This is a genomic window from Mongoliibacter ruber (genome assembly GCF_003003005.1).
GTDB lineage: Bacteria > Bacteroidota > Bacteroidia > Cytophagales > Cyclobacteriaceae > Mongoliibacter > Mongoliibacter ruber.
This window is the reverse complement of record NZ_PVTR01000001.1, coordinates 649,122-673,057: the sequence shown is the minus strand read 5'-3', so window position 1 is coordinate 673,057 and position 23,936 is coordinate 649,122. Positions and strand designations below refer to the sequence as shown.

General features: G+C 39.3%; 20 protein-coding genes and 1 tRNA gene. 13 read left to right on the top strand and 8 right to left on the bottom strand.

Features of this window, described 5'->3' with window-relative positions; genetic code table 11:
* Positions 1-19: 19 nt before the first annotated feature.
* The 3 genes from CLW00_RS03005 to CLW00_RS02995 all read right to left on the bottom strand — a co-directional run bounded on the left by CLW00_RS03005 (position 20) and on the right by CLW00_RS02995 (position 3,152).
* Complete coding sequence (locus CLW00_RS03005) at positions 20-1,198, bottom strand: acetyl-CoA C-acyltransferase (protein WP_106132129.1); 1,179 nt, start codon at positions 1,196-1,198, stop codon at positions 20-22.
* Positions 1,199-1,326: 128 nt separating this feature from the next.
* Positions 1,327-2,166: a hypothetical protein gene (locus CLW00_RS03000; protein ID WP_106132128.1), complete on the bottom strand. Its 840-nt coding sequence runs from the start codon at positions 2,164-2,166 to the stop codon at positions 1,327-1,329.
* A gap of 20 nt (positions 2,167-2,186) precedes the next feature.
* Complete coding sequence (locus CLW00_RS02995) at positions 2,187-3,152, bottom strand: vWA domain-containing protein (protein WP_106132127.1); 966 nt, start codon at positions 3,150-3,152, stop codon at positions 2,187-2,189.
* 111 nt (positions 3,153-3,263) lie between these two features.
* Here CLW00_RS02995 and CLW00_RS02990 point away from each other — a divergent pair, with 111 nt between their 5' ends.
* From CLW00_RS02990 to CLW00_RS02980, 3 genes are read left to right on the top strand one after another with little or no spacing between them, the layout of a single operon-like run.
* On the top strand, positions 3,264-5,657 hold the full coding sequence (locus tag CLW00_RS02990; protein ID WP_106132126.1) for a TonB-dependent receptor: 2,394 nt from the start codon (positions 3,264-3,266) through the stop codon (positions 5,655-5,657).
* A gap of 2 nt (positions 5,658-5,659) precedes the next feature.
* On the top strand, positions 5,660-6,493 hold the full coding sequence (locus tag CLW00_RS02985) for a DUF4249 family protein (RefSeq protein WP_106132125.1): 834 nt from the start codon (positions 5,660-5,662) through the stop codon (positions 6,491-6,493).
* A gap of 50 nt (positions 6,494-6,543) precedes the next feature.
* A complete protein-coding gene (locus CLW00_RS02980) occupies positions 6,544-7,704 on the top strand; it encodes a THUMP domain-containing class I SAM-dependent RNA methyltransferase (RefSeq protein WP_106132124.1) in 1,161 nt (386 codons plus the stop codon).
* A gap of 32 nt (positions 7,705-7,736) precedes the next feature.
* Here CLW00_RS02980 and CLW00_RS02975 read toward each other — a convergent pair whose 3' ends face one another.
* Entirely contained in the window at positions 7,737-9,836 is a 2,100-nt protein-coding gene (locus CLW00_RS02975; RefSeq protein WP_106132234.1) for a M28 family peptidase, read from the bottom strand.
* A 143-nt stretch (positions 9,837-9,979) separates the two neighbouring features.
* Between CLW00_RS02975 and CLW00_RS02970 the strand changes: the two genes are divergently transcribed.
* Positions 9,980-10,735 (top strand): NUDIX hydrolase, encoded by a 756-nt coding sequence (locus tag CLW00_RS02970; protein ID WP_106132123.1) that lies wholly within the window; start codon positions 9,980-9,982, stop codon positions 10,733-10,735.
* A 135-nt stretch (positions 10,736-10,870) separates the two neighbouring features.
* Positions 10,871-11,809, top strand: a complete 939-nt coding sequence (locus CLW00_RS02965) for a DUF4097 family beta strand repeat-containing protein (protein ID WP_106132122.1) — start codon at positions 10,871-10,873, stop codon at positions 11,807-11,809.
* A gap of 151 nt (positions 11,810-11,960) precedes the next feature.
* On the opposite strand, the gene CLW00_RS02960 is transcribed toward CLW00_RS02965, so the two are convergent.
* Positions 11,961-12,034 (bottom strand) — tRNA-Pro (locus CLW00_RS02960).
* 227 nt (positions 12,035-12,261) lie between these two features.
* Here CLW00_RS02960 and yiaK point away from each other — a divergent pair.
* The 5 genes from yiaK to CLW00_RS02935 all read left to right on the top strand — a co-directional run bounded on the left by yiaK (position 12,262) and on the right by CLW00_RS02935 (position 16,773).
* Positions 12,262-13,272: a 3-dehydro-L-gulonate 2-dehydrogenase gene (gene yiaK / locus CLW00_RS02955; protein ID WP_106132121.1), complete on the top strand. Its 1,011-nt coding sequence runs from the start codon at positions 12,262-12,264 to the stop codon at positions 13,270-13,272.
* 30 nt (positions 13,273-13,302) lie between these two features.
* On the top strand, positions 13,303-13,905 hold the full coding sequence (locus tag CLW00_RS02950; RefSeq protein ID WP_106132120.1) for a sugar transferase: 603 nt from the start codon (positions 13,303-13,305) through the stop codon (positions 13,903-13,905).
* 330 nt (positions 13,906-14,235) lie between these two features.
* Positions 14,236-14,682 carry a GNAT family N-acetyltransferase gene (locus CLW00_RS02945; RefSeq protein WP_106132119.1) on the top strand — a complete coding sequence of 149 codons (447 nt, stop codon included), beginning with the start codon at positions 14,236-14,238 and terminating at the stop codon, positions 14,680-14,682.
* 26 nt (positions 14,683-14,708) lie between these two features.
* Positions 14,709-15,104 (top strand): VOC family protein, encoded by a 396-nt coding sequence (locus CLW00_RS02940; RefSeq protein ID WP_106132118.1) that lies wholly within the window; start codon positions 14,709-14,711, stop codon positions 15,102-15,104.
* Positions 15,105-15,315: 211 nt separating this feature from the next.
* Positions 15,316-16,773 carry a PKD domain-containing protein gene (locus tag CLW00_RS02935; RefSeq protein WP_106132117.1) on the top strand — a complete coding sequence of 486 codons (1,458 nt, stop codon included), beginning with the start codon at positions 15,316-15,318 and terminating at the stop codon, positions 16,771-16,773.
* A 162-nt stretch (positions 16,774-16,935) separates the two neighbouring features.
* On the opposite strand, the gene serA is transcribed toward CLW00_RS02935, so the two are convergent.
* Positions 16,936-18,828, bottom strand: coding sequence for a phosphoglycerate dehydrogenase (gene serA / locus CLW00_RS02930; RefSeq protein WP_106132116.1), 1,893 nt, complete (start codon positions 18,826-18,828; stop codon positions 16,936-16,938).
* Between the two features lie 390 nt (positions 18,829-19,218).
* Entirely contained in the window at positions 19,219-20,070 is an 852-nt protein-coding gene (locus CLW00_RS02925) for a DUF2911 domain-containing protein (protein ID WP_106132115.1), read from the bottom strand.
* Positions 20,071-20,273: 203 nt separating this feature from the next.
* Here CLW00_RS02925 and CLW00_RS02920 point away from each other — a divergent pair, with 203 nt between their 5' ends.
* Both CLW00_RS02920 and CLW00_RS02915 read left to right on the top strand, forming a co-directional pair.
* Positions 20,274-21,194 carry a 2-hydroxyacid dehydrogenase gene (locus CLW00_RS02920; protein WP_106132114.1) on the top strand — a complete coding sequence of 307 codons (921 nt, stop codon included), beginning with the start codon at positions 20,274-20,276 and terminating at the stop codon, positions 21,192-21,194.
* Positions 21,195-21,198: 4 nt separating this feature from the next.
* A complete protein-coding gene (locus CLW00_RS02915) occupies positions 21,199-22,041 on the top strand; it encodes a universal stress protein (RefSeq protein ID WP_106132113.1) in 843 nt (280 codons plus the stop codon).
* Between the two features lie 11 nt (positions 22,042-22,052).
* Here the strand turns inward: CLW00_RS02915 and CLW00_RS02910 are convergent, their stop codons facing one another.
* The gene (locus CLW00_RS02910; RefSeq protein WP_106132112.1) at positions 22,053-22,781 is read right to left on the bottom strand and encodes a tetratricopeptide repeat protein; all 729 of its coding nucleotides are present in this window, start codon (positions 22,779-22,781) and stop codon (positions 22,053-22,055) included.
* A 129-nt stretch (positions 22,782-22,910) separates the two neighbouring features.
* On the opposite strand from CLW00_RS02910, the gene holA reads away from it, so the two are divergent.
* Positions 22,911-23,933: a DNA polymerase III subunit delta gene (holA, locus tag CLW00_RS02905; protein ID WP_106132111.1), complete on the top strand. Its 1,023-nt coding sequence runs from the start codon at positions 22,911-22,913 to the stop codon at positions 23,931-23,933.
* Positions 23,934-23,936: the final 3 nt, after the last annotated feature.

Here is a 23,936-nt window from a genome sequence, read left to right as displayed (position 1 = left end):
CACTGCTGCCTAAGTTATATTATACTTTTTCGATTACAATTGCGGATGCACCTCCGCCACCATTGCAAATGCCTGCAACGCCAATTTTGCCTTTTTTCTGATGAAGGACAGAATTCAAAGTGGCAATAATTCTCGCTCCGGAGGCTCCTAAGGGATGACCGAGAGATACTGCACCTCCATAAACATTGAGTTTGTCTCCATCTAAGTTGAGTTGTCTTTGGTTTGCTATGGCTACAGCTGAGAATGCCTCGTTGATTTCATAGAAGTCTACATCATTTTCTGTGATACCAGCATTTTTGATGGCTTTTGGAATAGCCAAAGCCGGTGCTGTCGTAAACCAGATAGGGTCTTGTGCTGCATCTGCAAAACCTCGGATTTTGGCCAATGGCTTTAATCCTAATTCTTGCACTTTTTCTTTACTTGCCAAAACCAATGCTGAAGCACCGTCATTCATCGTGGAAGCATTGGCAGCGGTGACTGTACCTTCTTTATCAAACACAGGTCTCAGGTTAGGGATTTTTTCAAAAACCACATTTTTGAATTCTTCATCCTCATCGATGATTATGGTTTCTCCTTTTCTTCCTTTGATCTCTACAGGAATTACTTCGTCTTTAAATGCACCTGCTTTCCATGCCTCCGCCGACCTTGTGTAAGATTGGATAGCATATTCGTCTTGCTCTTCTCTGCTGATGTTCATTTCCCTTGCAGTATTGTCTGCACAATTACCCATCGGGAACTTGTAATACACTTCAAACAAGCCATCTTTAACCAAACCATCTACCATCTCTGCATTGCCATACTTGTACCCAAATCTGGCTTTTGGTATATAATAAGGTACATTTGACATGCTTTCCATTCCTCCGGCTACAACCAAATCATTTTGTCCGGTCATGATGGATTGGGCTGCAAACATTACTGCCTTCATTCCTGAAGAACAGACTTTATTGACGGTGGTACAAGGGACATTGTAACCAATACCTGCGCCGATAGCTGCCTGTCTTGCGGGCGCTTGACCCAAGTTGGCGGAAATGACATTGCCCATCAATACTTCTTCAACTTGATCTGCAGCTACATTGGCCTTTTCCAAGGCACCTTTGATCGCAAAACTTCCTAATTCTACAGCTGTCAGGCCTGATAATTTTCCTCCAAAACTCCCTAGGGGAGTTCTTACGGCTGATACTATATATACTTCTTTCATTGGGTTTATATTATGTTTAGTTTTCAATTAGATGCCAGAGACTAGATGCGAGAAGCGAGAGAAAAGTTGCAAGAGACTAGAAGCATGAAGGGTTGTTCTTAGTTAACTCTTAACCATTAACTCAAAACTTACCATTCAGGTAACCCTCTTTCAGGTCTTTTGGTAGGTTTTTTTCTGTTTTGCTGTATATACCTCAACTCAGCCGCATTCATGGCTTCCAAAATTTGAGCAGCCTGTTCGGGCGTTAAATTCATCTCTTGGAGTTGTTCGCGCATCTTCTCCATTTGTTTTTCCCTTTCACTTAAATCTGAATCAAGTTCAGATGGGTCTTGAGAATCACTTTCATCCTGTGATTTCTCACCTTCTTTATCATCCTTTTGCTGAGATTCTGATGCTTCATCGTCCTGAGTTTGTTCATCACCTTCTCCATCTTTGTTTTCTTGGGAGTCACCTTCTTGATCTTGGTCTTGATCCTGCTGGTCTTGGTTTTCTGAATCTTCACCTTGATCTTCCTGATCCTGTTGCTCTTGTTGATCTGGATTTTCTTCCAGCCATCTCGCTAGCAATTCATAATTGTATCTTGCTGCTTCATTCGTCGGGTCTTTTATTAGAGCAAGTTTGAATGCGCCAAGGGCATCCTCAAACTCTTTTTCGTTGGCGAGAATAATTCCTCTCTGATTGGAAGCAAATGAGGCAATAAATTTATCTGAAGAGGTAATCAAACTTGCATAAGTCCTTTGTGCTTCTTCCATGTCCCCATTGTAATGATGGCTCAAGGCCAGGTTGAAATTAGCGTTTGGGGAATCTACATTGAAGTCTGTCTTTAGTGCCAGGTGCTTTTCAACAGAAGATTCATAATCAGCCGAAGCATAACTGCGGGCAGCTTCCTTAATGGCTTTATTCCTCTTCCCAATATCTGTCAAAGAAGAGGGGATAAGCAGCAATATGAATAAGAGATATTTTGTCATTGAATATATACTTGACGAGATCACAATTTAATGGTTCTAAATGGCAAAACCATATCTAAGATTGCTAAGCCTAAAGCAGCCAGCAGAAAATAGAAATACTTGTTGGCTGAGGCTTCAACCATCCTAGACCCGGTGACAGTTCCTTCAACCCTTTCAATGGCCTGTATCAATTCGGGGATTTCCTGTACTGCATCTGACAACTCAAAATATTGACCGTCTGTCTGAGAAGCAATAAGTTTCATGTTCCCGGGCTCTAATCGCGTAATTGCCGGTTGGTTGGTTTTGGGATCAATTATCAACCCATTGCCTCTAGGAATGGTACTACCTTGATCGGTGCCTACACCTAAGGTGAACACTCTGATACCTGCGTCACTAAGGTCTGCTGTCAAGCCCCCAAAATTATCGGCAAAATCTTCACCATCAGAGATCAAGATTACAGATTTTGATTTGTTTTCGTTGGTTTCTTCTGCTTGAAACTTGCTAAGCGCCATCGCCAAAGGTGCACTGATATCTGTTCCCTGTGCTGGAACGAGATAGGTGTTTAATCCGTCAAGATGCAGTTGTAATACGTTTTGATCAAATGTTAATGGACATTGGATAAACGCTTCAGAACTAAAAATGATCAAACCAAGTCTATCCCCTGAAAATCTTTTTACAAGGTTTTTGAGTTCGAATTTGATTCTTTGCAACCTACTTGGACCAATGTCAGTGGCATTCATGGAATGTGAAAGGTCAATGGCAATGAAAATATCTCTGCCTTCTTCCTTGATTTCTTTCATGGATGTACCTATAGAAGGCCCTGCCAAGGCTATCAGAAATAGTAAAAAGTAAGTTCCTCGCAACAATAGTTTGAGAAACAACCTATGCTTGCTTACTTGGAGCTTTTTATTGATGAGATAAAAACGGTACAAGTATGCTGCATAGAGCAAACTGAAAATTATTGCTAACCAAAGAAGGAGTGAGAAGTCCGGAAATGCCCAAATCATGGCTTGAAATTATGAAATAAAGATGAAAAGAAAAGAATTAAGAATTTATTGGACTAATTTTCAACAGCCAACGGTCAATATCCGTTAGGTAACCAAAATATAAATATAAGAATGCGTTTTTTATACCGACTGGTGCTAGTAATTGGGTGTTTGATTTTGAGTTTGTCATCTTTTGCTCAACAGGATATTTTTCTTAAAGGTGCAGTTTACGAGTTTGACAGCGAAGAACCACTTCCAGGAGCAAATATTTATTGGGAATCTGATCCTCAAAAGGGAGTGGTTTCAGATGTGGACGGAAATTTCACCATCTCCGTCACTGATTTGCCCGCCAAGATTGTGGTAAGCTTCATAGGCTTTACTGAGACGATACGCTTGATTCAAGAAAAGGATATCGCAAAAGATGTTAAATTTTATCTGAGACCTGAAGAACTTTCTCTGGAAGAGATAATTATTCAGGAAAGAAGGCCTGATCAGAATGTGAAAAGTCTGGATATGGGCAAGTCTGTAGTTCCCATTCAAACCATTAAAAATATTCCTGCCTTATTTGGTGAGGTAGATTTATTGAGAAGCTTACAGTTATTGCCAGGGGTTCAAACAGCTGGAGAGGGAACCACAGGTCTTTTTGTAAGAGGTGGTTCCGCAGATCAAAATTTAGTGCAGATTGATGGTGCACCTATTTACAATCCTTCTCATTTTTTTGGTTTCTTTTCAGTTTTTAATCCTGATGCTCTGGAAGGGGTGGAATTTTATAAGGGAAATATTCCTGCCACGCTTGGGGGAAGGTTATCTTCTGTTATTGATGTCTCCTTGAAAGAAGGAAATTACCAAAAAGTAAGAGGAGAGGGTGGTATAGGTACCATAAGCTCAAGGCTGACCGTAGATGGACCTCTTTTTTCGGATAAGTCTTCCTTTGTATTGTCGGGTAGACGAACCTATGCTGACGTATTTCTGAGGTTATCCCCCAATGAAAACATCAATAACAATAGTTTATATTTCTATGACCTCAGTGGTAAATTTACATTTAAAATAGGAGACAGGGACAAGCTTTCATTTTCCTCTTATTATGGCTCTGATTATCTGGGTCTTTCTGCTCAGTTTGGATTTGGTTGGGACAATTGGGTCAGTTCTGCCACCTGGAACAGGAATATCAATGAGCGAACTTTCTTTGATCTGAACACCTACCATAGCAGGTATACCTATAGACTCAATTTTGTTGACGAAGACAATGGCTTTGATTGGGATAATGTACTATCCGAAACCGGCACAAGGGCAGAATGGACTTTTCTCCCTAATGAAAGGACCCAGCTCAATTGGGGTTTTCATACTCAATTATATCATTTTGCTCCGATTAATCTTGAACCAGCGGCAGGTTCGGCTATCGAGCCTATTTTGACCAATCAAAGAAATGGATGGCAAAACAATGTGTTCATTGCCGGAAGTACAGATGTGACGCCTGATTTCAGGATAGAAGCTGGTCTAAGATGGGGAATATATCACAGAGTAGGGAAAGGAGTTCAGTACCAATATTCAGATGAACAGCCTAGCCCAGAATCTGCGATTCTTGATACTTTGAGGTTTTCAGGATTGGAAAATATGAAGTTCTATCAAGGTCTAGAGCCTAGGATATCAATGCGCTACTTGATACAAGAAGACCTCTCTATCAAAGCTGCCTACAACAGGACTTTCCAATACATTCAAGTGGCAACCAACAATTCCGCAGGGCTTCCATTAGACCGTTGGGTGCCTGCAGATGCTTTTATTCCGCCTATCAGGGCCGATCAAGTGTCCATTGGGGTATTCAAAAACCTATATCAGGATAGCTGGGAAATTTCTGCTGAAACATATTACAAAGACTTTCGAAATTTGGTAGACCTGAGACAGGGTGCCAGTGTGATTTTGACAGATAATGTGGAAACAGAATTACTGACTGGTAACGGTTATGCTTATGGAGCTGAGTTTTTGGTCAGAAAAAATGTAGGGAAAACGACAGGTTGGTTGAGTTATACTTATTCCAGAACATGGAGAAGGATAGAAGGTATTAGTGATGACCGATGGTACAACCCGCGTTTTGACAGGCCTCATGACCTTACCTTGGTGCTCAACCATGAGTTCAATAAGCGATGGTCAGCAGGTATGACTTTCATTTATACTACCGGGCAGGCAGTCACTTTTCCTGTAGGTTCTTACGAAGTGGATAACCAAAGATTGCCGCTTTACGGAAATCAGAGAAACGCCGATAGGTTTCCGGACTATCATAGGATGGATGCCTCTGTAACTTGGAAGAATTCTGATAAAGGAAGGAAGTGGAGAGGAAGCTGGAACCTAAGTATTTACAATTTATATGGTCGAAAAAACCCTTTTGCTTACCAGTTTACCGATATCATCAATGATGAAATCAATTTTGACCCAAGCACAGGACAAGAAATCATGAGCAGAAGACCGGGAGTGGTTATGACTTACCTCTTTACTTTCCTTCCTGCATTGACCTATAATTTTCAGTTTTGATTATGAAAAAGTATAAATACCTACTTGTGTTGCTTGCCATCGGGCTTTTTTCCTGTCAGGAAGAAGTTACTTTAGAGTTGCAGACAGTGGATAAAATGCCAGTTATTGAGGCCTTTTGGACCGATAATGCTGCTGTCAATTTCGTGAAAATCACAGCCTCCAAAGATTATTTTGACGAAGAACCCAATGAAATCATAAGCGATGCAGATGTTTCGGTGACCAATGTGAAAACAGGGGTCTCTGTTGATTTTCGTTACTCGATTCAATCTGGGAGGTACTTACCGATTAATAACTTTCCTGGCTCTGAAGGAGAAACCTACGAGTTGAATGTCAGAATTGGGGAAAATGAATACATGTCTAAAGGGACATTATTACCTCCCCCAACATTAGACAGTATCAAGTATGAGTTTAAAGAGGGTAGAGTTTTTCGTGAAGAGGGCTATTATATAACTGTGTTTGGAGACATTCCTTTTCAGGACAATAACTTCTACAGGATAAGGTTAGTCAGAAATGACACCTTGCTAAATAGCCGGAATGATTATCTGCTTTTTGATGATACTTTCGGCACGTCGATTCTCAACAGAGGTTTTGAACTTGGGGGATTTCCTTTCAATGCCAACGACAGGGTCAGGTTAGAACTGTTCAGGCTCAATCGTCAAGCCTACAATTACCTGAATCAATTGGTCAGCTTGCTGTTTAATGATGGAGGACTGTTTAGTCCACCTCCCCAAAATCCAGCTTCCAATATCCAACTGGTAAGAGGAAACACCGAAGCCTTAGGATATTTCATGGTAAGTCCTTTCCTTTCAGCTTCAGTAGTCATCGAACCGGATTGATTTTTCAAATAGATGGCTTGCTTATGATGGCATTTGCTTAGTTTTGCTCCATGATTGATTTTGACAAAAAAGGAAAAGTGGTAGTGACCTGCAAAGACAGGTTTTCGCCTTACTTGGAGCGAGAAATTTTAGACTTGGGATTTATGCCCATAGAGGTCCATAGGACTCATATAGAATTGGAAGTTTCGCTGAACGATTGCATATCGCTCAACTTGCACCTTAGAACTGCAAGTCATGTGCTTTATGAAATCAAATCTTTTTACCTGCACAAAGCTGATGATATTTACAGAAGAGTAAAAACCCTTCCATGGGAGGAATATATCAATGAACAGACCTATTTTTCTGTCATTTCCAATGTGGACAATCCAACTGTGGACAATCCTCTTTTTGTCAATGTAAGGATCAAGGATGCCATAGTAGATAGGTTTAGGGAAGCTTCAGGAATCAGACCTGACTCTGGTTCTGATTTAGAAGGGGCGGTGTTTCAGATGTTTTGGAAGGACACACAAGCCACCTTATATATCAATACATCAGGGGAAACATTAGCCAAACATGGCTATAGAAAGATTCCAGGAGATGCACCGATGTTGGAAGCCTTAGCCACAGCTACGATATATGCCAGTGACTGGGACAAAAGGAGCCCATTCGTAAATCCAATGTGTGGTTCTGGTACTTTGGCCATTGAGGCTGCTTTGATGGCTACGGATAGGTTTCCGGGGCTATACAGAGACCATTATGCTTTTATGCATATCTTGGGTTTTGATGAAGAGATATATAAAAAAATCAGGGCTAAAGTAGAAAGAAAGGTATTTGTAAATCCTTCCTTAAAAATAATTGCCTCAGATATCAGCTTGCAAGCGATCATGTTTTCCAAGGAAAATGCGGAAACTGCCGGTGTAGCCGATTTGATTGACTTTCAACAGTGTGATTTTGCAGAAACAGAATTTCCTGAAGGTGGGGAAGGAGTTTTGTTTTTTAATCCCGAATATGGAGAAAGACTAGGAGAGGAGGATGAACTTCCGGAAACATACAAACGTATAGGCGACTTCATGAAACAAAAGTGTGCAGGTTATACCGGATATGTTTTTACAGGAAATCTTCCTTTGGCTAAAAAAATTGGCCTGAGGACTTCTCAAAGGATAGAATTCTACAATGGAACAATAGACTGTAGGCTATTGAAATACGAATTATTCAAAGGAAAAGGAAAATAAAAAAACGCCGGTTGATAGCCGGCGTTTTTGGTTTATATCTTGGATGATAGTGCATCCATTTTATTTTTTAGGTCAGTGATAGCTGCCGCATATCGCTCATCCCATTCTTCTAATTTGTCAGTAGCCTTCATTTCCACTTCATATTGAATGCCTGGCAATACCCAAGAGGCGTATCCGCTGAAGGGGTCAGTAGAGGCATAAAGGGACCTGTACCAATCTCCGAAGTACATGCCTTTGGGATCGATAAAGCTTTTTTCCAGTGTTAAAAGCTCTTTGTTGATAGATTTGGCTTTTTTCGCATCTATTTCACCGGAGGCAATTGCGGATTGGATTTTTTCTTCCAAAGCTTCTGATGTGCTTTTTAATGCTGCAACAGCTGATTTTGCTTTTGCAAACCCAGCAAAGTCTTTATGATATCCTTTGACCTGCTTCTCGGCATTTTCAAAATGTAGATCAAGGTCTTTGGAATACCTGCTGAGTTGGTAAGGGATAATGTCAGCATTGGCCAGCCTTAAAGCCATTATTCCGATAACCTGCTCTACAGTTCCACCCATTTTCCATGTAGGATCAGCAAAGTTTTCATAGAAATAAAGGTCATCATAGTTGGTGTGATACAAGGTAGGACCACCTGCGCCTGCATTGATAGATGGAATACCAACATGCATGTAAAATGCAATGTGATCAGATCCACCGCCTAAGTTTCCTATAGCTGGCTCATCTTTTCCTCTTGCCCATACATCATAGACTGTTTTGGCTGAATCGGGATAAGCCACTTCTTTGGCTGCATCTACCATGATTTTTTTCATACTTGGAGAGGCAGAACCACCAAAGTTTCTACCACCGACAGCAGCATCCAGATTGATATAAGCAACAGCCTTAGCACCCAGTTCGTCTCTCAATTGCTCCACCCATTCGGTAGAACCGATTACACCATGTTCTTCAGCATCCCAATGGGCGATCATGATGGACCTACCTGGCTTGATACCTTGATCTGCCATTTTCCCCAAAGTCTCTGCCATGCTCAATAACATTGCTGTGCCTGAATTAGGATCGGTAGACCCAAAAGACCAAGCATCAAAATGGCAACCCAAAATCACCCATTCGTCAGGGTTAGTTTCTCCTTTAAGGGTGCCTATGACGTTATTGGCACGTACATATCCTCTTTCTTGCTCGACCATTAACCTGATCAAAAGTTCTTCACCGCCATCATACCTATATGTATACGGTAATCCCCCCTGCCAATCAGCAGAGACAGGTTTTCCCTTCATCCTTGCAAAAATCTCTTTAGCCGATCCATAAGGAATTGGTGTCACTGGAATCGTGTGAAGACCCGCTTCTTCCGGGGTGATTCTTTTTACCTTGGTTTTGCTATCTAATGGCAAAGCAGGCTCAAATGGTGTCAATGCATCTCCAGTCCAAGGAGCAGTCAACAAAGAACCTCTTTGTATGGAGCTTTCATTATAGTACAATCCATCCGGATATACCAAACCTTTCATATAACCTGCGTCGCCCGGATCTGTATAAATAATCAGTCCGGCGGCACCATACTCTTCTGCAAATTTTGCTTTGTACCCTCTGAAGTTGGCTCCGTATCGGGCAATGACAATTTTACCTTCTATGTCAATACCTTCTTTTTTCAGTTTCTCAAAATCCGCCTTGGTACCATAGTTGGCATATACTACTTCGGCTGTCACATCTCCACTTCCCGAGAAGGCATTCCAACCTTTTTTCAAATCAGGATGAAGCGAGTAAGGATTGTCGGGCAAGACATATTCCTGCTGGTTCAATGGCTGGCGTATAGGCGTTACCAATTCTACAGCTGATTCTCCCTGGCCAATAGTAAGGTATACGTCATAAGGATAGACTTTTACATCCCAGCCAGATCCTTTCATGGATTCTACCATATAATCTTTGACCTTTTCATTGGCGGCACTTCCTGCCGGATGTGGATCTGAAGTGATAGCTTCCAAATGGGTCTTGAATCGACTGAAATCCACAGTTTCTTTAAATTGTGATTCTATGGATTTTTGTTTTTCTTCATTGGATTTTACAAAACCGTCCATGCGCTGGGCATGAAGGGGAAGGCTCAAGAGCAATCCAAGTATAGATGCTGATAGTAAGTGTTTGATCATAAATACTGAATGGTTGGTCATGTTGTATTACAAATATATCTATTCACCAAAGCGACGGGTTGCTTAATGTTTGAATGGTATATTTTTGTTTTGATTAGCAATTTTGAATATTCTGCTTTTACTTAGAGCCTGAAATAGTAAAAATGTCGGAGAAAATCAGAAAAACAGTTCACGATGATATTTTAGATATCATTCCACAGTTAAGTTTAGATTGTGTTATTTTCGGCTTTCATGACAGCACCTTAAAAGTGTTGTTGCTGAAATGGAAAGGGTCAAACATTTATAGCTTACCGGGAGGCTTTGTAAAACAAACTGAGTCTGTCGATCAGGCCGCTGTGCGGGTATTGAAAGAAAGAACAGCATTAGATGAAATATTTTTGAGACAGTTTTACACTTTTGGCAAAGTAAAGCGATATGACAATGAAGCTGTAGGTCAAAAATTGGCGCATCTGATAGAAGAATCTGTTTTTCATGAAAGGGTAGTATCTATTGGTTATTATGCTTTGGTAGACTATGAAAAGGTGTTTCCAAATCCGGATGAATTGACTGAAAAATGCGAATGGTTTGATCTTGAAGAAGTGCCTGAACTGCTTTTTGACCATAATGAGATTTTGGACAAAGCGCTGAAAGCTTTGAGGTTTGAGTTGAGCTTCCAACCCATTGGATTGAACTTATTGCCAGACAAGTTTACTATGCCGGACATGCAAAGGATGTATGAAGCGATTTTGGCAAAGAAAATTGATCCTAGAAACTTCCAGAAAAAAATCTTGAAAACAGGCATTGTTATCAGGTTGAATGAAGTAAAAAAAGGTGTGGCTCATAAATCTCCCTATTTGTATAGGTTTGATCAAAATCGATATAAGGAAGTTTTGGAAGAAGGCGGGCTGTTTTTTATTTGAGTTGTTCGATTACGAACAAAAAACGAACACTTGTCAGGTCATTTTTTTACTAAAAAGGGTCAAACAAAGCCTCCAATCGGATTTTTTGAAATGGCACAATAGTCGTATAATGTTACTAAACAAAATACCACGATCATGAAAAATGCAATTTACATCTTGCTGGCCTGTCTTTTAACATTCCCTTTATCGGTAACAGCTAAAACCATCAATGAGGGAGATCCCTATATTTCTGAATCTTTTGATTTTTCAGGGCTTGCCGAATTGGAAATGAAAACTGCTGGAGCGAGTATCCGTGTGGAAGCATGGGAAAATGATCAGATTCTAGTTGAAGTGTTTGTCAAGAGAAATGGGAAATCGGTCAACTTAAGTGATCCTGAAGTTGCGGAGAAATTGGATGATTTTGATTTTGAGATTGTTCAAAAAGATCAGAAGGTGTATGTGGCCATGCATTCAAAATCAAGAGGAGGCTGGAATATGGGAAGGAATCAATTGAGTTTTACTTTTGAGATATTTGTTCCTGAAAACACCTCAGCCGAATTAAAAAGTGCAGGTGGAAGCATTGCACTTAGTGGTTTGGACGGAAATCACGAAGTAGTAAGCAGTGGAGGTAGTATCCGGGTAATGGATTGTGCAGGTAGTTTCAATGCCAAAAGTGCAGGTGGAAGTTTTAGTGTAGATCGTTTTGTCGGGACTATGGAAATCAGTTCAAGTGGCGGATCAATCAAAGTGAATGACCTAGTAGGAGGCGTAAGAGTGAATTCCTCTGGCGGAAGCGTATCTTTAGAAGATATTGCTGGAAGCTTGGTAGCCAATACTTCAGGTGGCAGCATCAAAGCCAACTTATTGAGCCTTGAGGGTGAAGTAAGTTTGAAATCTAGCGGAGGCGGTATAAGTGCAATATTACCAAGAGGAGAGGGGCTAGACCTTGATTTGAAAGGTACTTCATCTAAAATGCGTTTGGAGAATTTTGAAGGTGAAATCAGAGGGAATGCGATTAAAGGAAAACTCAATGGTGGAGGCATCCCTGTGACAATGGCTAGTGCAGGCGGGTCTGTTAAATTGGAGTTTAAATAGAAATCAAATTAGAGATCAAAAAACAAATACAAACTGAAAAGACCCCTGTAGATCAGCGGGTCTTTTTTATGGGGACAGAGTAGTAGTTCACGCTGAGTGAATACTTGATGCCAAAAAAAAAGGCTGTTTCAATTAAGAAACAGCCTTTTCGTCGGGGTGGCAGGATTCGAACCTACGACCTCCTCGTCCCAAACGAGGCGCGATACCGGGCTACGCTACACCCCGATCGGTACTTTTTTCTGTTAAAGGACAAGGAAATTAATCACTAGATTTTTTCTTTATCCTTAACAGGTTGGCAAAAGTAGAATTTATGTTTTAACAAACAAAAAATCTGATGAAATCTTTGAGGATTTTTCGATAAAATTTTTCGGTTTTATTTTTTGTCTCATTTACATGCTTTCCTTCGCACAGATCAATTGTTCCTTTCAGGTGAAATGGGCTATCTTTAATGTATGAATAAAACCATATTTATTTCTTTTTCGGAAGTTTTTAAAACTTTGACAGACATTCTTGCTAAAAAAGACTTCTCTTATTCTAAAGCCGAAACCTGTGCTTGGCTATTTGCCCAAGCCAGTCTTGATGGTGTTCCTTCCCATGGACTCAATCGATTCCCTGTTTTTTTGGAAATGATAGAAAAGGGTTTGGTGAAGCCTGGCGCCGAACCCGAATTGCTCCACAAAGCGATTATGTTTGAACAGTGGAATGGCCATTTGGGACCCGGCCCTTCAAATGCACAATTTGCCATGTTTAGGGCTATTCAGTTGGCCAAAGAATTTGGGGTCGGTTTGGTGGCATTACAAAACACCAATCATTGGATGAGAGCTGGGAATTATGGACTTCAGGCTACAGAAGCGGGCTGCATTGGGATATGCTTTACAAACACCAAACCCAACCTTCCTGCATGGGGTGGTGCTGAACCCAAACTTGGAAACAACCCCCTTGTGATCGCCATTCCCCGCAAAGAAGGCCCTGTACTATTGGATATGGCCATGTCCCAATACTCTTATGGGAAGCTAAATATTTTTAAGTCTCAAGGTGCCCAGATGGCTTATGATGCGGGTTTTGACAATGGTGGAGATTTGACCAAGGATCCTCAAACCATTATCGGTAATGAACTTGCGCTGCCAATCGGGCTGTGGAAAGGAGCTGGACTTTCCCTAGTGCTAGACATGCTGGCGAGCATCCTTTCAGGAGGCAATACAGTACACGAAATAGGGCTCAAAGGGGAAGAGTATGCGCTTTCTCAGATTTTCATAAGTATATCACCCGAAAAATTAGGTCTATCTGATTTGTCAAATATCCAGATTGAATCCATCATCAACGACCTTCAGGGATCAAAAGTCTTTGGGGATGAAAAAGTACGCTTTCCCGGTGAAAATCTTTTGCAAAAAAGAGAGAAGAATATGAAAGAAGGAGTTCCTGTTGACAAGGAAATTTGGGATAAAATTATAGCTTTCAATTAAGAATATTAATTTTGAAAGAAATATTCACCCATGCTTAAAAGGATTTTTGATATTGTAGTTTCACTCACTGCACTTCTGATTTTATCACCTGTGATATTGGCCACGGCATTCATTACAGCGATTAATCTTGGAAGGCCAGTGGTTTTTACTCAAATACGATCTGGAAAAAATGGTAAGCCATTCAAGTTGATGAAATTCAGATCCATGACTGACGAGCGTGATGAGATTGGGAATATTTTGGATGATGATGTTCGCCTGACGGATTTTGGCAAAAAGCTAAGGTCTACGAGTTTGGATGAATTACCCAGTCTCTTAAATGTTCTGATTGGTGACATGTCATTAGTAGGTCCGAGGCCTTTGCTTATGGAGTACGTGCCGCTTTATGATGATTTTCAAAAAAGAAGGTTGGAAGTATCCCCCGGGATTACTGGTTGGGCTCAAATCAATGGAAGGAATTCTATTTCCTGGGAAAAGAAATTTGAATTGGACGTCTGGTATGTTGAAAATCAGTCCTTTTGGCTAGATATTAAAATTTTGTTTATGACTGTTTTTAAAGTTTTTAAAAGGGTAGATATCAATGGACTGGACAGTCAGACAGTCCAGAAGTTTGCAGGAAGTAAAAAGACTTTATAGTGAAATACCCAAATGTAAACTCAAAAATAGTTTGGTATGTAGGTATAGATTTTATTGATTATGATTATCTACAATCATACCCATAATCAATTAAACGATGGTTTTTTGGCAAAGTGATACTAATAGATACTTCCCCTTCTGGAGGCGAGTTGGGTCCGCCACGGAGGACGAGTTTTTTACTGATATTAGTTCGAAATCACAGGTTAACTCTAATAATGTAGATTCTACTGGTATGAAAGTGGATATGCACATATTAATTTTTTGGGCTTTCGTCAAATAAAAGTTGGGGAGGCTTTTTCATTTTTGTTATTTGCTGGAAATAGACCCATTATGATCAAACAAAGCAATAAGCCTGAAGAGTATCCAGCATTACTGGATATTTGGGAGGCCTCAGTCAGAGCTACACATGATTTTCTTACAGAAGAAAAAATACTTGAAATCAAGCAAATAATAATAGAGGGTAAAGCATTTTCCCATGTCAGTTTATTTTCTTTTTTTGATATGGAAGGGAATAGATTGGGGTTTTTAGGATTGTCTACTGATAAGATTGAAATGTTGTTCATCCATCCTGATCATAGGGGAAAAGGAGTAGGTCAGGCTTTAACCCGATTTGCGATATTTGAAAAGAATATCAAGCATGTAGATGTGAATGAGCAAAACCAACAGGCTGTCGGATTTTACAAAAAGATGGGGTTTGAAGTTGTGAAAAGAAACCCTTTGGATGCACAGGGTAATCCATTCCCAATTCTTCATATGAGTATTGTGGTACTAAATTGAGTCAAAACAACTAAAATAATTAAAGGGTGATCATTGAACATGTAGCTATTTGGACTAAAGACCTCGAGGCTTTAAGGAAGTATTATATGACTCATTTTGACGCAAAATCAAATGAGAAATACCACAATCCAAAAACAGGTTTCCAGAGTTATTTTTTGAGTTTTGAAAGTGGTGCCAGATTGGAAATTATGCAAAAAGAGGATATTCCTGAAAGCAAAGACGATAGGAAATTTGCCCAACATTTGGGGCTTATTCATTTGGCATTTGGGCTTGGAAGTAAAGAAGCGGTAGACCTGAAGGCCGTGTCTCTCCAGAAAGCAGGATATGAAATACTGAGAGGTCCCCGCACCACAGGAGATGGATATTATGAATTCGAAACATTGGACCCTGATGGCAATAGGCTTGAAGTGACTTTTGGATAGATTATAATTGACCATTACATCAATAATACTGTTTGTAATTATCCTTGGTGAGTTGTGTTTTTTAAGATTTCACTAAAAAATGAAAGTAATATCTCCTAACTCAGACATCTGACTTACTCACTCCGATTGGTCGATGCCTAAGTACCTCTTTTAATTTATACTAAATATGGTCAGCTTAGAACTTAGTTCTAATGTATAACCAAATTATAAAATGATGAATACTTTTAACCTTAAAAGTGGTATTATTGCCTTATTATTTGTTTCCATTGTGTTTTTTTCATGTGAAGAGGATGAAGGGAATAGACCTGATAGCCTAACAGTGGTTGTTGCCGATGACTTTGAAACCTCCTTTGGGAGAACTGTAGAGCTTGATGGTTCAAGGACCTCGGATGCTTCAGGAGCTTCCATTTCCTATAGTTGGGAAGTAGTAAGTTTTCCCGGTGATCACTTTACTCCAGCGTCTTTGGAGGATACGGATAGGCCAATAGCCAAATTCACACCCTTGCAGGTAGGTGAATTTGTTTTTAGGCTTACGGCAACTACGGAATTTGAATCGCAATCAGCAACCATGATGGTGCGTGTGGACGCACAAATAGTGGAAGTAGGAGGTGTTCTTAGTGGTGTTACAGAAACCTGGGGAAGAACCACTCCGGAGGGAATGCCTGACTATAGAATTACGAGTTTGGTTTCATTGAGGGAAAGTCAGATCACTGTACTGCCTGGAGTAGAGATTGAAATGACCGAAAATGTAGGATTCAATGTGGAAGCCAATAGTTTTCTAAACATGATAGGCACAGAAGAAGAACCTATCTTGGTCTATGGAAGAGAAAAAACCAAAGGTTTTTGGACCAGCATCAGGTGGGTTTCGGGAAGTGCAAACAATCGTATGGAGTATGTCCATCTAAGTGATGGAGGCAGGAATCGAAACAATGACAGGGGGATGATAACGTTTGGAAATAATGGTAGCCTTCACATGGAAAAGTGTATACTTAGCAATGCTTCAAATGCAGGTCTTGAAATTGGTATCGTCACCAGTAGAAGCAATTTGAATATTACCCACATTGCCAATGATTACAAAGATAATGTTAGACCTGTTCTCGCAACAGCTAGTAATTTCCACGTGTTGGATAGTGAGTCTGATTATACTGGAAATGAGGATGACATCATTGATTCAAGGTTGAGTTTTGGAACCACTCCGACAGATGATTTGGTTTGGCAAAAACTCAATGTGCCCTATGTGGCAGGTGGGATTGCGGTAGATGGAGACCTTACGGTTCAGGCTGGCGCCGTTATAAGAATAGGAGGAGGCAACGACTTGGTGAGAGTTACCAACGGTACAATTAAATTAGAAGGAACTGAAGATGATCCTGTTGTTTTTGAAGGTCTAGAAAGTGGTGTAGGTACTTGGAAGGGTATTTATATTACATCATCAGGAGGGAACTCTATCAATCACGCCACTATTAGCGGTACAGGATCAGGAGCTTTGACCTCAGGAGGAGCATTGGCCGCGATATTGGTCAGAAACGGATCGCTTTCTATAGACAATACATTGTTTAGGGATGGTAGAGGCTATGGTTTTGCTACTTGGGGAGGAGCACCTCTCGTAAATGCAGGAGATAATATTGTACTTGAAAATATGGGCTTAGGCCTTACCAATATGAATGATTAAGGTTTAGTTTAAAATCTATTTAGAAAGGGCTGCCTCATATGAAGCAGCCTTTTTTGTTTTCAAAACATGAATTTTTTAAAACTGAAAATAAGGAGTACAAAAAAAAATGGTTCAAGTTTAAGTCTTGAACCATTTGATAATCAGTATACTATTTTTAAATGATCAATACAAAACTCTAAACCTTATCGTACCTGGTATATTTTTCATCACATCAATGATTTCAGGAGAATAGGCCTTGTCAATATCTGTGATGACATAGCCAATCGTTTCGTTGGTTTTTAAATATTGACCTACAATATTGATTTCAAAGTCTGCCAATGCCCTATTTATTTTTGCGAGTATGCCAGGTTCATTTTGGTGGATATGAATCAATCTATGCGCATTCTGTAAGAAAGGCAACTGAATATTTGGGAAATTGACAGAATTATAAGTATTGCCAGTATTGATGTATTCCATGATTTTGCTTGGAACAAAACGGGCAATATTGACTTGCGCCTCAGAGGTAGAACCTCCTATGTGAGGAGTCAGTATAGTATTCCTTGTACCTACAAGTTCAGACACAAATGGTTCTGTGTTATTTTTTGGCTCTTCAGGGAAAACATCCACAGCAGCACCCGCAATATGGCCACTTTCAAGGGCTTCTTTCAAGGCTTTTATATCAACCACATGACCCCTGCTAAGGTTAAGCAGATAGCTGCCTTTTTTCATCAGTTTAATTTTACTGGCGTCTATGAGGTTTTGATTTTCCTTCCTTCCATCCACATGCAATGTCAACACGTCAACAGTAGAGAGTAATTCATCAAGTGAGTCAACCTTAGTGGCATTACCTAGGGCAAGTTTTTCGATGACATCAAAGTAATAGACATCCAATCCCATACTTTCGGCCAATACTGATAACTGGGCTCCAATATTTCCATATCCAATGATCCCAAGTTTTTTGCCACGTATCTCGAAGCTGCCACTGGCAGATTTATCCCAGATACCTTGATGCATTCTTAGACTCTTGTCATGAAAATTTCTCATAAGAAAAATGATTTCAGCAATCGCCATTTCTACTACAGATCTGGTATTACTGAAAGGGGCATTAAAGACAGCAATCCCTTTCTCAGTGCAAGTTTCCAGATCGATCTGATTGGTTCCAATGCAGAATGCCCCTATTGAGATCAGTCTGTTGGCGTTTTCCAAAACCTTTTTGGTTACATTGGTTTTGGAACGTATACCTAGTATGCTTACATTTTTGATTTTTTCTGCCAGTTCATCTTCGCTTAGTGCTGAGCTGATTTCTTCAACATTGTATCCTTCTTGTTTCATCAGGTCTACACCGATGCTGTGTACATTTTCCAGCAGAAGGACATTGATTCGGCTTTTTGGGTAAGAAAATTTCTTGTTCATCTTATTGACATAAAGGATTTCATCCAAACTAGGAGCGATATGGTCAGCCTTGGAAGTGACTTTTGGCCTTTCTACATTTTCTGTAAAGGCATAAAATTTATTGGCAAGTCCTGAGGCCTTGATCTCATAATCTGTATAACCATCTCCGATTACATAAATATCGCCCTCTAATTTAAGGTTTTTAATGGTTTCTGGTTTACCGCCGTTTTTGGAAAGTATATTTTCTCGATCAAAATCTACTATTTTCCCAGAATCATCATAGATAAATTCATTGGCAAAGACATTTTCTGCCTTAATGCCATATTCGGTTACAATCGGAGTGATAAAATCTTTAAATCCGTTGGAAATGATAATGATATCTTGAGCATTTTCCTCAAAAAATTCTTTGTTACGTTGGAAAGACTTACTCACTTTTGTTTTAAGTGCATTTACCAAGTCGGCAATCTGAGGTTTGGTTGCTTCGAGTATTTCCAGTCTTTTCTCTAGACTTTCCCTGAAATTGAGACTTCCCTCCATCCCTTTGTCGGTAATGTCTTTTATAGCCTTGAGTTTTTCTTTTTTATTGGGATCGCTTTCAAGACTGATCTCTCCCAATACATCTAATGCTTCAACTTGTGTGAAAGTACTGTCAAAGTCAATGATAAATTTTTTGTTAGTGGGCATTATTGTTATGAAGATTTTGTGAATTGCTATTCAAAATTATAATATTATTAAAAAAAACAGCTGTTTATTGAAAAAAATACTTTGAAGAAGTTCGCCTGCTTTTATCGCAATCGATTGAACATCAAGATAGGAGGCTTGACTATGACGATTTATTTTGTGCCCCATGATTTTTCTTTTGTAATCCTACATTGAAATTGCTTAAAACATTGACTCACTGCGGAAGACCAAATGTAAGCTTTATGTGTTCTAAATTTTATTTCTTTTAAACTGATAGCGCTTATTGACACCAATGACATTAAAAAAATTCAGAAGAATACCTTTCAGGTTCTATAAAAAAAAGAAAGTGGCCATTAGTAGACCACTTTTCTAATTGTTCATAGTTCAGATCGCTTATTTGATGGACCTGATCAATCTTTCGTTTAATCCCACATAATCAGGGTTCTTGGCTTCTCTTGCCATATCCATTGACTTTTGGGCTGAAGTGATGGCTTCTTTTTTCTTTCCGAGAGCCAATTCAATTTTAGCTTTAAGGTGCATGGTCCAATACTTCGGGTCATCATCTACAGATTTGATGATCCAGTCATAAGCTTGTTCCATGTCCTTATTATTGGTGAAATAGTAATTTGCTGCCTGATAATAAAGTCCAGGATTTGTAGGTTCTTGGTCAAGAACCAACTCCCTGATTTGAGACATTACGATCTCATCCACTTCTGTTTCAATTCTGAACTTCACCCTGGTATTTTCCCATTTGATAGCCAATGAAGATCCTGTGTCGGTAATATCCACAAAATTGATTTCCATTGTCTCATATTTCTGCCCTGTTTTGCCGGGCTTCACTTTGAATCTCAGCACATCATCCTCAGCATCATACCCAACAGCTCCCCAGAGCTTGGTATTAGAGGAAATAATCATTGTCCACTCGCTCTTTCCGGGAATGGCATAAAGTGCATAAGTTCCAGCTTGAAGATCGTTCCCTTCAATTTTGACATCTGTTGAGAATGTCAAGGTAGTAGCGGCATTCGCACCGGTTCTCCATACGTCACCAAAAGGGACTAGTTCACCAAATATTTTCCTACCACGCATACTAGGACGACTATAATCTACAGTCACATCTGTTAAACCAACTTTCTGGCTTATTTGGGCAGCTGGGCTTGCCTGTGGCATTTGGATTTGCTGAGCTTCAACCACGGAAATACATATGGTTAGTAGGGAAAGGAATAAAATGTTGATTTTTGTTTTCATAAAATATGTTCTATTTAACCTAAATTGATTGCACTGGTAGTTATTCACTTGCGAATATTAGTTCAAATGTTAACTTTGTTATTATCTCAGTAATATTACCCATATTAAACTGATTACATAATTGGCACTTTGCGAAAATAGCAATTGTTGTTCCTAAAGATTAAACGAAAGCCAATTTTATTTCACCTTATAAAATTGAATTCATGAGCTTGGCTATTATTTCACCTGGGAGGGACGCGTCTGTCTGGGTTGAGAATTTTAAAAAACTAGCACCCGAAGTTGAAATACAGGTCTATCCTGAAATAAATGAACCTGAAAAAGTGAAAGCTGTAGCACTTTGGAATCATCCTAAAGGTATTTTGAGTGACTTTAAAAATTTAAAGTTGATATGCTCTATGGGAGCTGGAGTAGACCATATTCTTTCGGATACAACTATAGCTGAGGACATTCCTATCACCAGAATTGTAGATGACAAACTTACCATCTCTATGACCAATTATGTAGTGATGTCTGTACTCAACTACCATAGGCAAATTCAAAGGTATCAAGAGGATCAGAAAAATAGAATTTGGGACATGTCAAATCCTGAAGTTCCCGTTACTGTAGGAATACTTGGAGTAGGAGAGTTAGGAGGAGATATTGCAGATAAATTGATCAATCTGAGGTTTAATGTCATAGGATTCGGCAATTCAGCCAAAGAGAATTTAAGTTATGAGTATTATTTTGGAGACGAAATACAAAAATTTCTATCTAAAATAAATATATTAGTATGTATGTTACCGCTTACACCCGAAACTGAAGGTATACTTAATCTTGAATTTTTCAAGAAATGCCAAAAAGGCACATACCTCATCAATGTAGCCCGAGGCAAGCATTTAATAGAAGAGGACCTATTGAAAGCATTGGATGAAGGTTATATTTCAGGTGCTATGCTTGATGTTTTCCAAAAAGAGCCTTTACCGGTAGAACACCCTTTTTGGGAAAGAAATGAAATTACCATCACACCGCACATAGCGAGTGTGACAAATCCGAAGGCTGCGGCCCCACAGATTATTGAAAATTACCACCTAATTAACAAAAGTCAACCATTCATTAATCAAATTAACCGAAAAAGAGGATACTAAGACGATGAAGAAAAATTTTAAAATCGTCTGCCCAGTAGATTTTTCAGAATGCTCCTTAAATGCTGTGGAATATGCAGCAAGGCTAGGCGAAAAATATAGGGCGGACCTGATACTGATCCATGTCCCTGACAAGGAAGATTATCAGAAGCTAGCCTCTACGGATGGCCATAGTGGCGATCAGTATGCATTTATTGAGAAAAAGCTTGAAAGTCTCGTGGAGACAGTGGAAAAGGAAAGTTTACCAAACGGACTTGTCTCCTGTCAGAAGCAAATCAAGGAAGGGAAAATTGTCAGTACAGTAGTGGACTTTGCAACTGAAAATAACGCTGACCTAATAGTCTTGGGTACCGAAGGTGTCAATGAATTTAAAAACAACTACATAGGCACCAAAGCAAGTAAAATTGTTATCAAATCCAGTATTGATGTCTTCGTAATACCAAGAAAAGTTTATTTCAAGCCGCCTAGAAAATATGTGTATGCCACTGATTATTTGGAAGAGGACAAAGTAGCAATTCAAAAAATCGTAGAATTAGCTGGTTTTTTTGACTCTGAAATAGATGTAGTACATGTGTCATCAAAGGACACTTCCATAGATAAATCCCTGCACAAAACTATGGTGGCAGAATTGAAACCTTTTGTCAAATATGAAAAGGTCAATTTCGTCTTGAAGTCATATAGAGACGAACCTGGTCTTGGGCTGGAAAATTACCTGATTACTGCCAAAGGTGATATTTTGGTTACCTTGAGTAAAAAGAAGGATTGGTTTGAACAAATATTCACCAATAATCTTTCCAAGAAAATGTCTTATTTCATCAATAAACCTCTTTTAGTTTTAAAAAGAGCATAAGCCAAATAGCTTTAGTTTTCTTTCTTTTTAAAGCCATTTGAGACAAAACTGAAGAATTCCTTTTGAGTGGTTTTATCCGTAAATACTTTCCTTAAAGTTCTGAGATAGCCACTCAAAGTTATTTTTCGGGGTACTTCATTGGGATCCATAGGTTCTATTGTTACCCTGGATTCAGACTCAATTTCCTTGTTTTTCCCAATTGGAGGAAGGTTGTTGTTTTGAGACTCTTTTGGTTTATATCCTACCAGATCATCCGCTTTCTCGAAGCTTTTTTTGGATCTCTTTTGATAGCCAAGTTTTTCTTCCACCAGACCTTTATTGTTGTATGCAACTGCATCTTCAGGATCTAGTTCAATCGCCTTTTCATAGTCTTCAATTGCTCCATTCAGGTCACCGATTCTGTCTTTGAAATAGGCTCTGCTGGAATAGCGGTATGGGTTCTGAGGTTCGAGGTTGATTGCCCTGTCAAATTCATTCATGGCTTCATCATCCCTTTTAAGCAAATGCAAAACCACCGCCCTATCGCTGATATAGGTAGGATTATATGGTTCTAAGGATATCAAGTGGTCAAAATCACTCAGAGAACTTTCATAATTCCCTAACCTTGTCTGTATTCTTGCCCTGAAAAAATAATATTCTGAATTGGTGCTCTCTTCCTGAATACTGATGTTGATGGTTTCTAAGGCCTCTATAAATTTTCCCTCTTTAAAAAACGCTACTGACTTATCGAAATTACTCACGGTATACTTTATTGGTTACAAATTAAATACAATAATAAGCTAGATAAAGTTTAAAATTAAATCTTAAAGCGGCTACTATCGGCTTTAGAAAAATGCAATTCTTTATATCTTTGAGCTGAAAAGCAGACTATGGCAAGTAAAGCAGAAGTTATACTCAAAGATTTGAAAGCGGGCAAATATGCACCCGTTTATTTTTTGCAGGGAGAAGAACCCTTTTTTATTGATCAGATCAGTGATTTTGTTGAGACCAATGCTATTGCAGAACATGAAAAAGGCTTTAATCAAGTCGTCATGTATGGAAAGGATGCCCAGATGAATGAGATCCTTAGTAATGCCCGCAGGTTCCCCATGATGGCAGACCGACAGGTAGTGATTGTCAAAGAAGCACAAAATATCTATGGGCTGGGCAAGGAGGATATAGACAATCTTTTGATTCAATACTTACAAAATCCGCTTCCAAGTACGATTTTGGTCTTTGCCCATAAATACAAGAAACTTGATGGAAGGAAGCCTTTATCCAAAGAATTGGATAAGAAAGCAATATTGGTGACAAGTGATAAGGTCAAAGACTGGGATTTAGGAAAATGGATAGAGGCTTACATTATCGAAAAAGGACATCAGATTGATAGCCCAACTGCTACATTTTTGGCGGATAGTATTGGAAATAACCTTGAAGTCATTGCCAATGAATTGGGCAAAATGTTTATTAATTTTAATGAACCTACCAAAATCACCAAAGACCATATCCAAAGGTTTATCGGTATCAATAAAGAGTACAATACTTTTGAATTGACTAAGGCCATAGGATTCAAAGATGTCATTAAGGCCAATAAAATCATCCATTATTTTTCTCAAAACCCCAAAAGTCATCCTTTAATACCCATCATCGCGCTTGTGTATTCTTATTTCAATAAAGTTGCCCTTATCCATTACAATTCAAGTTTGGGTGATGCCGAATTATCCAAAAAAGTAGGGGTACATCCTTACTTCTTAAAAGAATACAGGGTAGCTGTTCGAAATTACCACTTAGGCAAGGTTATTGATTGCCTCACATACATCCGTGAGGCGGATTTACGTTCTAAAGGAGTCGATTCCGGAGGGATGGAGCATTCCGAAATTTTACGGGAAATGATATTTAAAATCATGCACTGATAA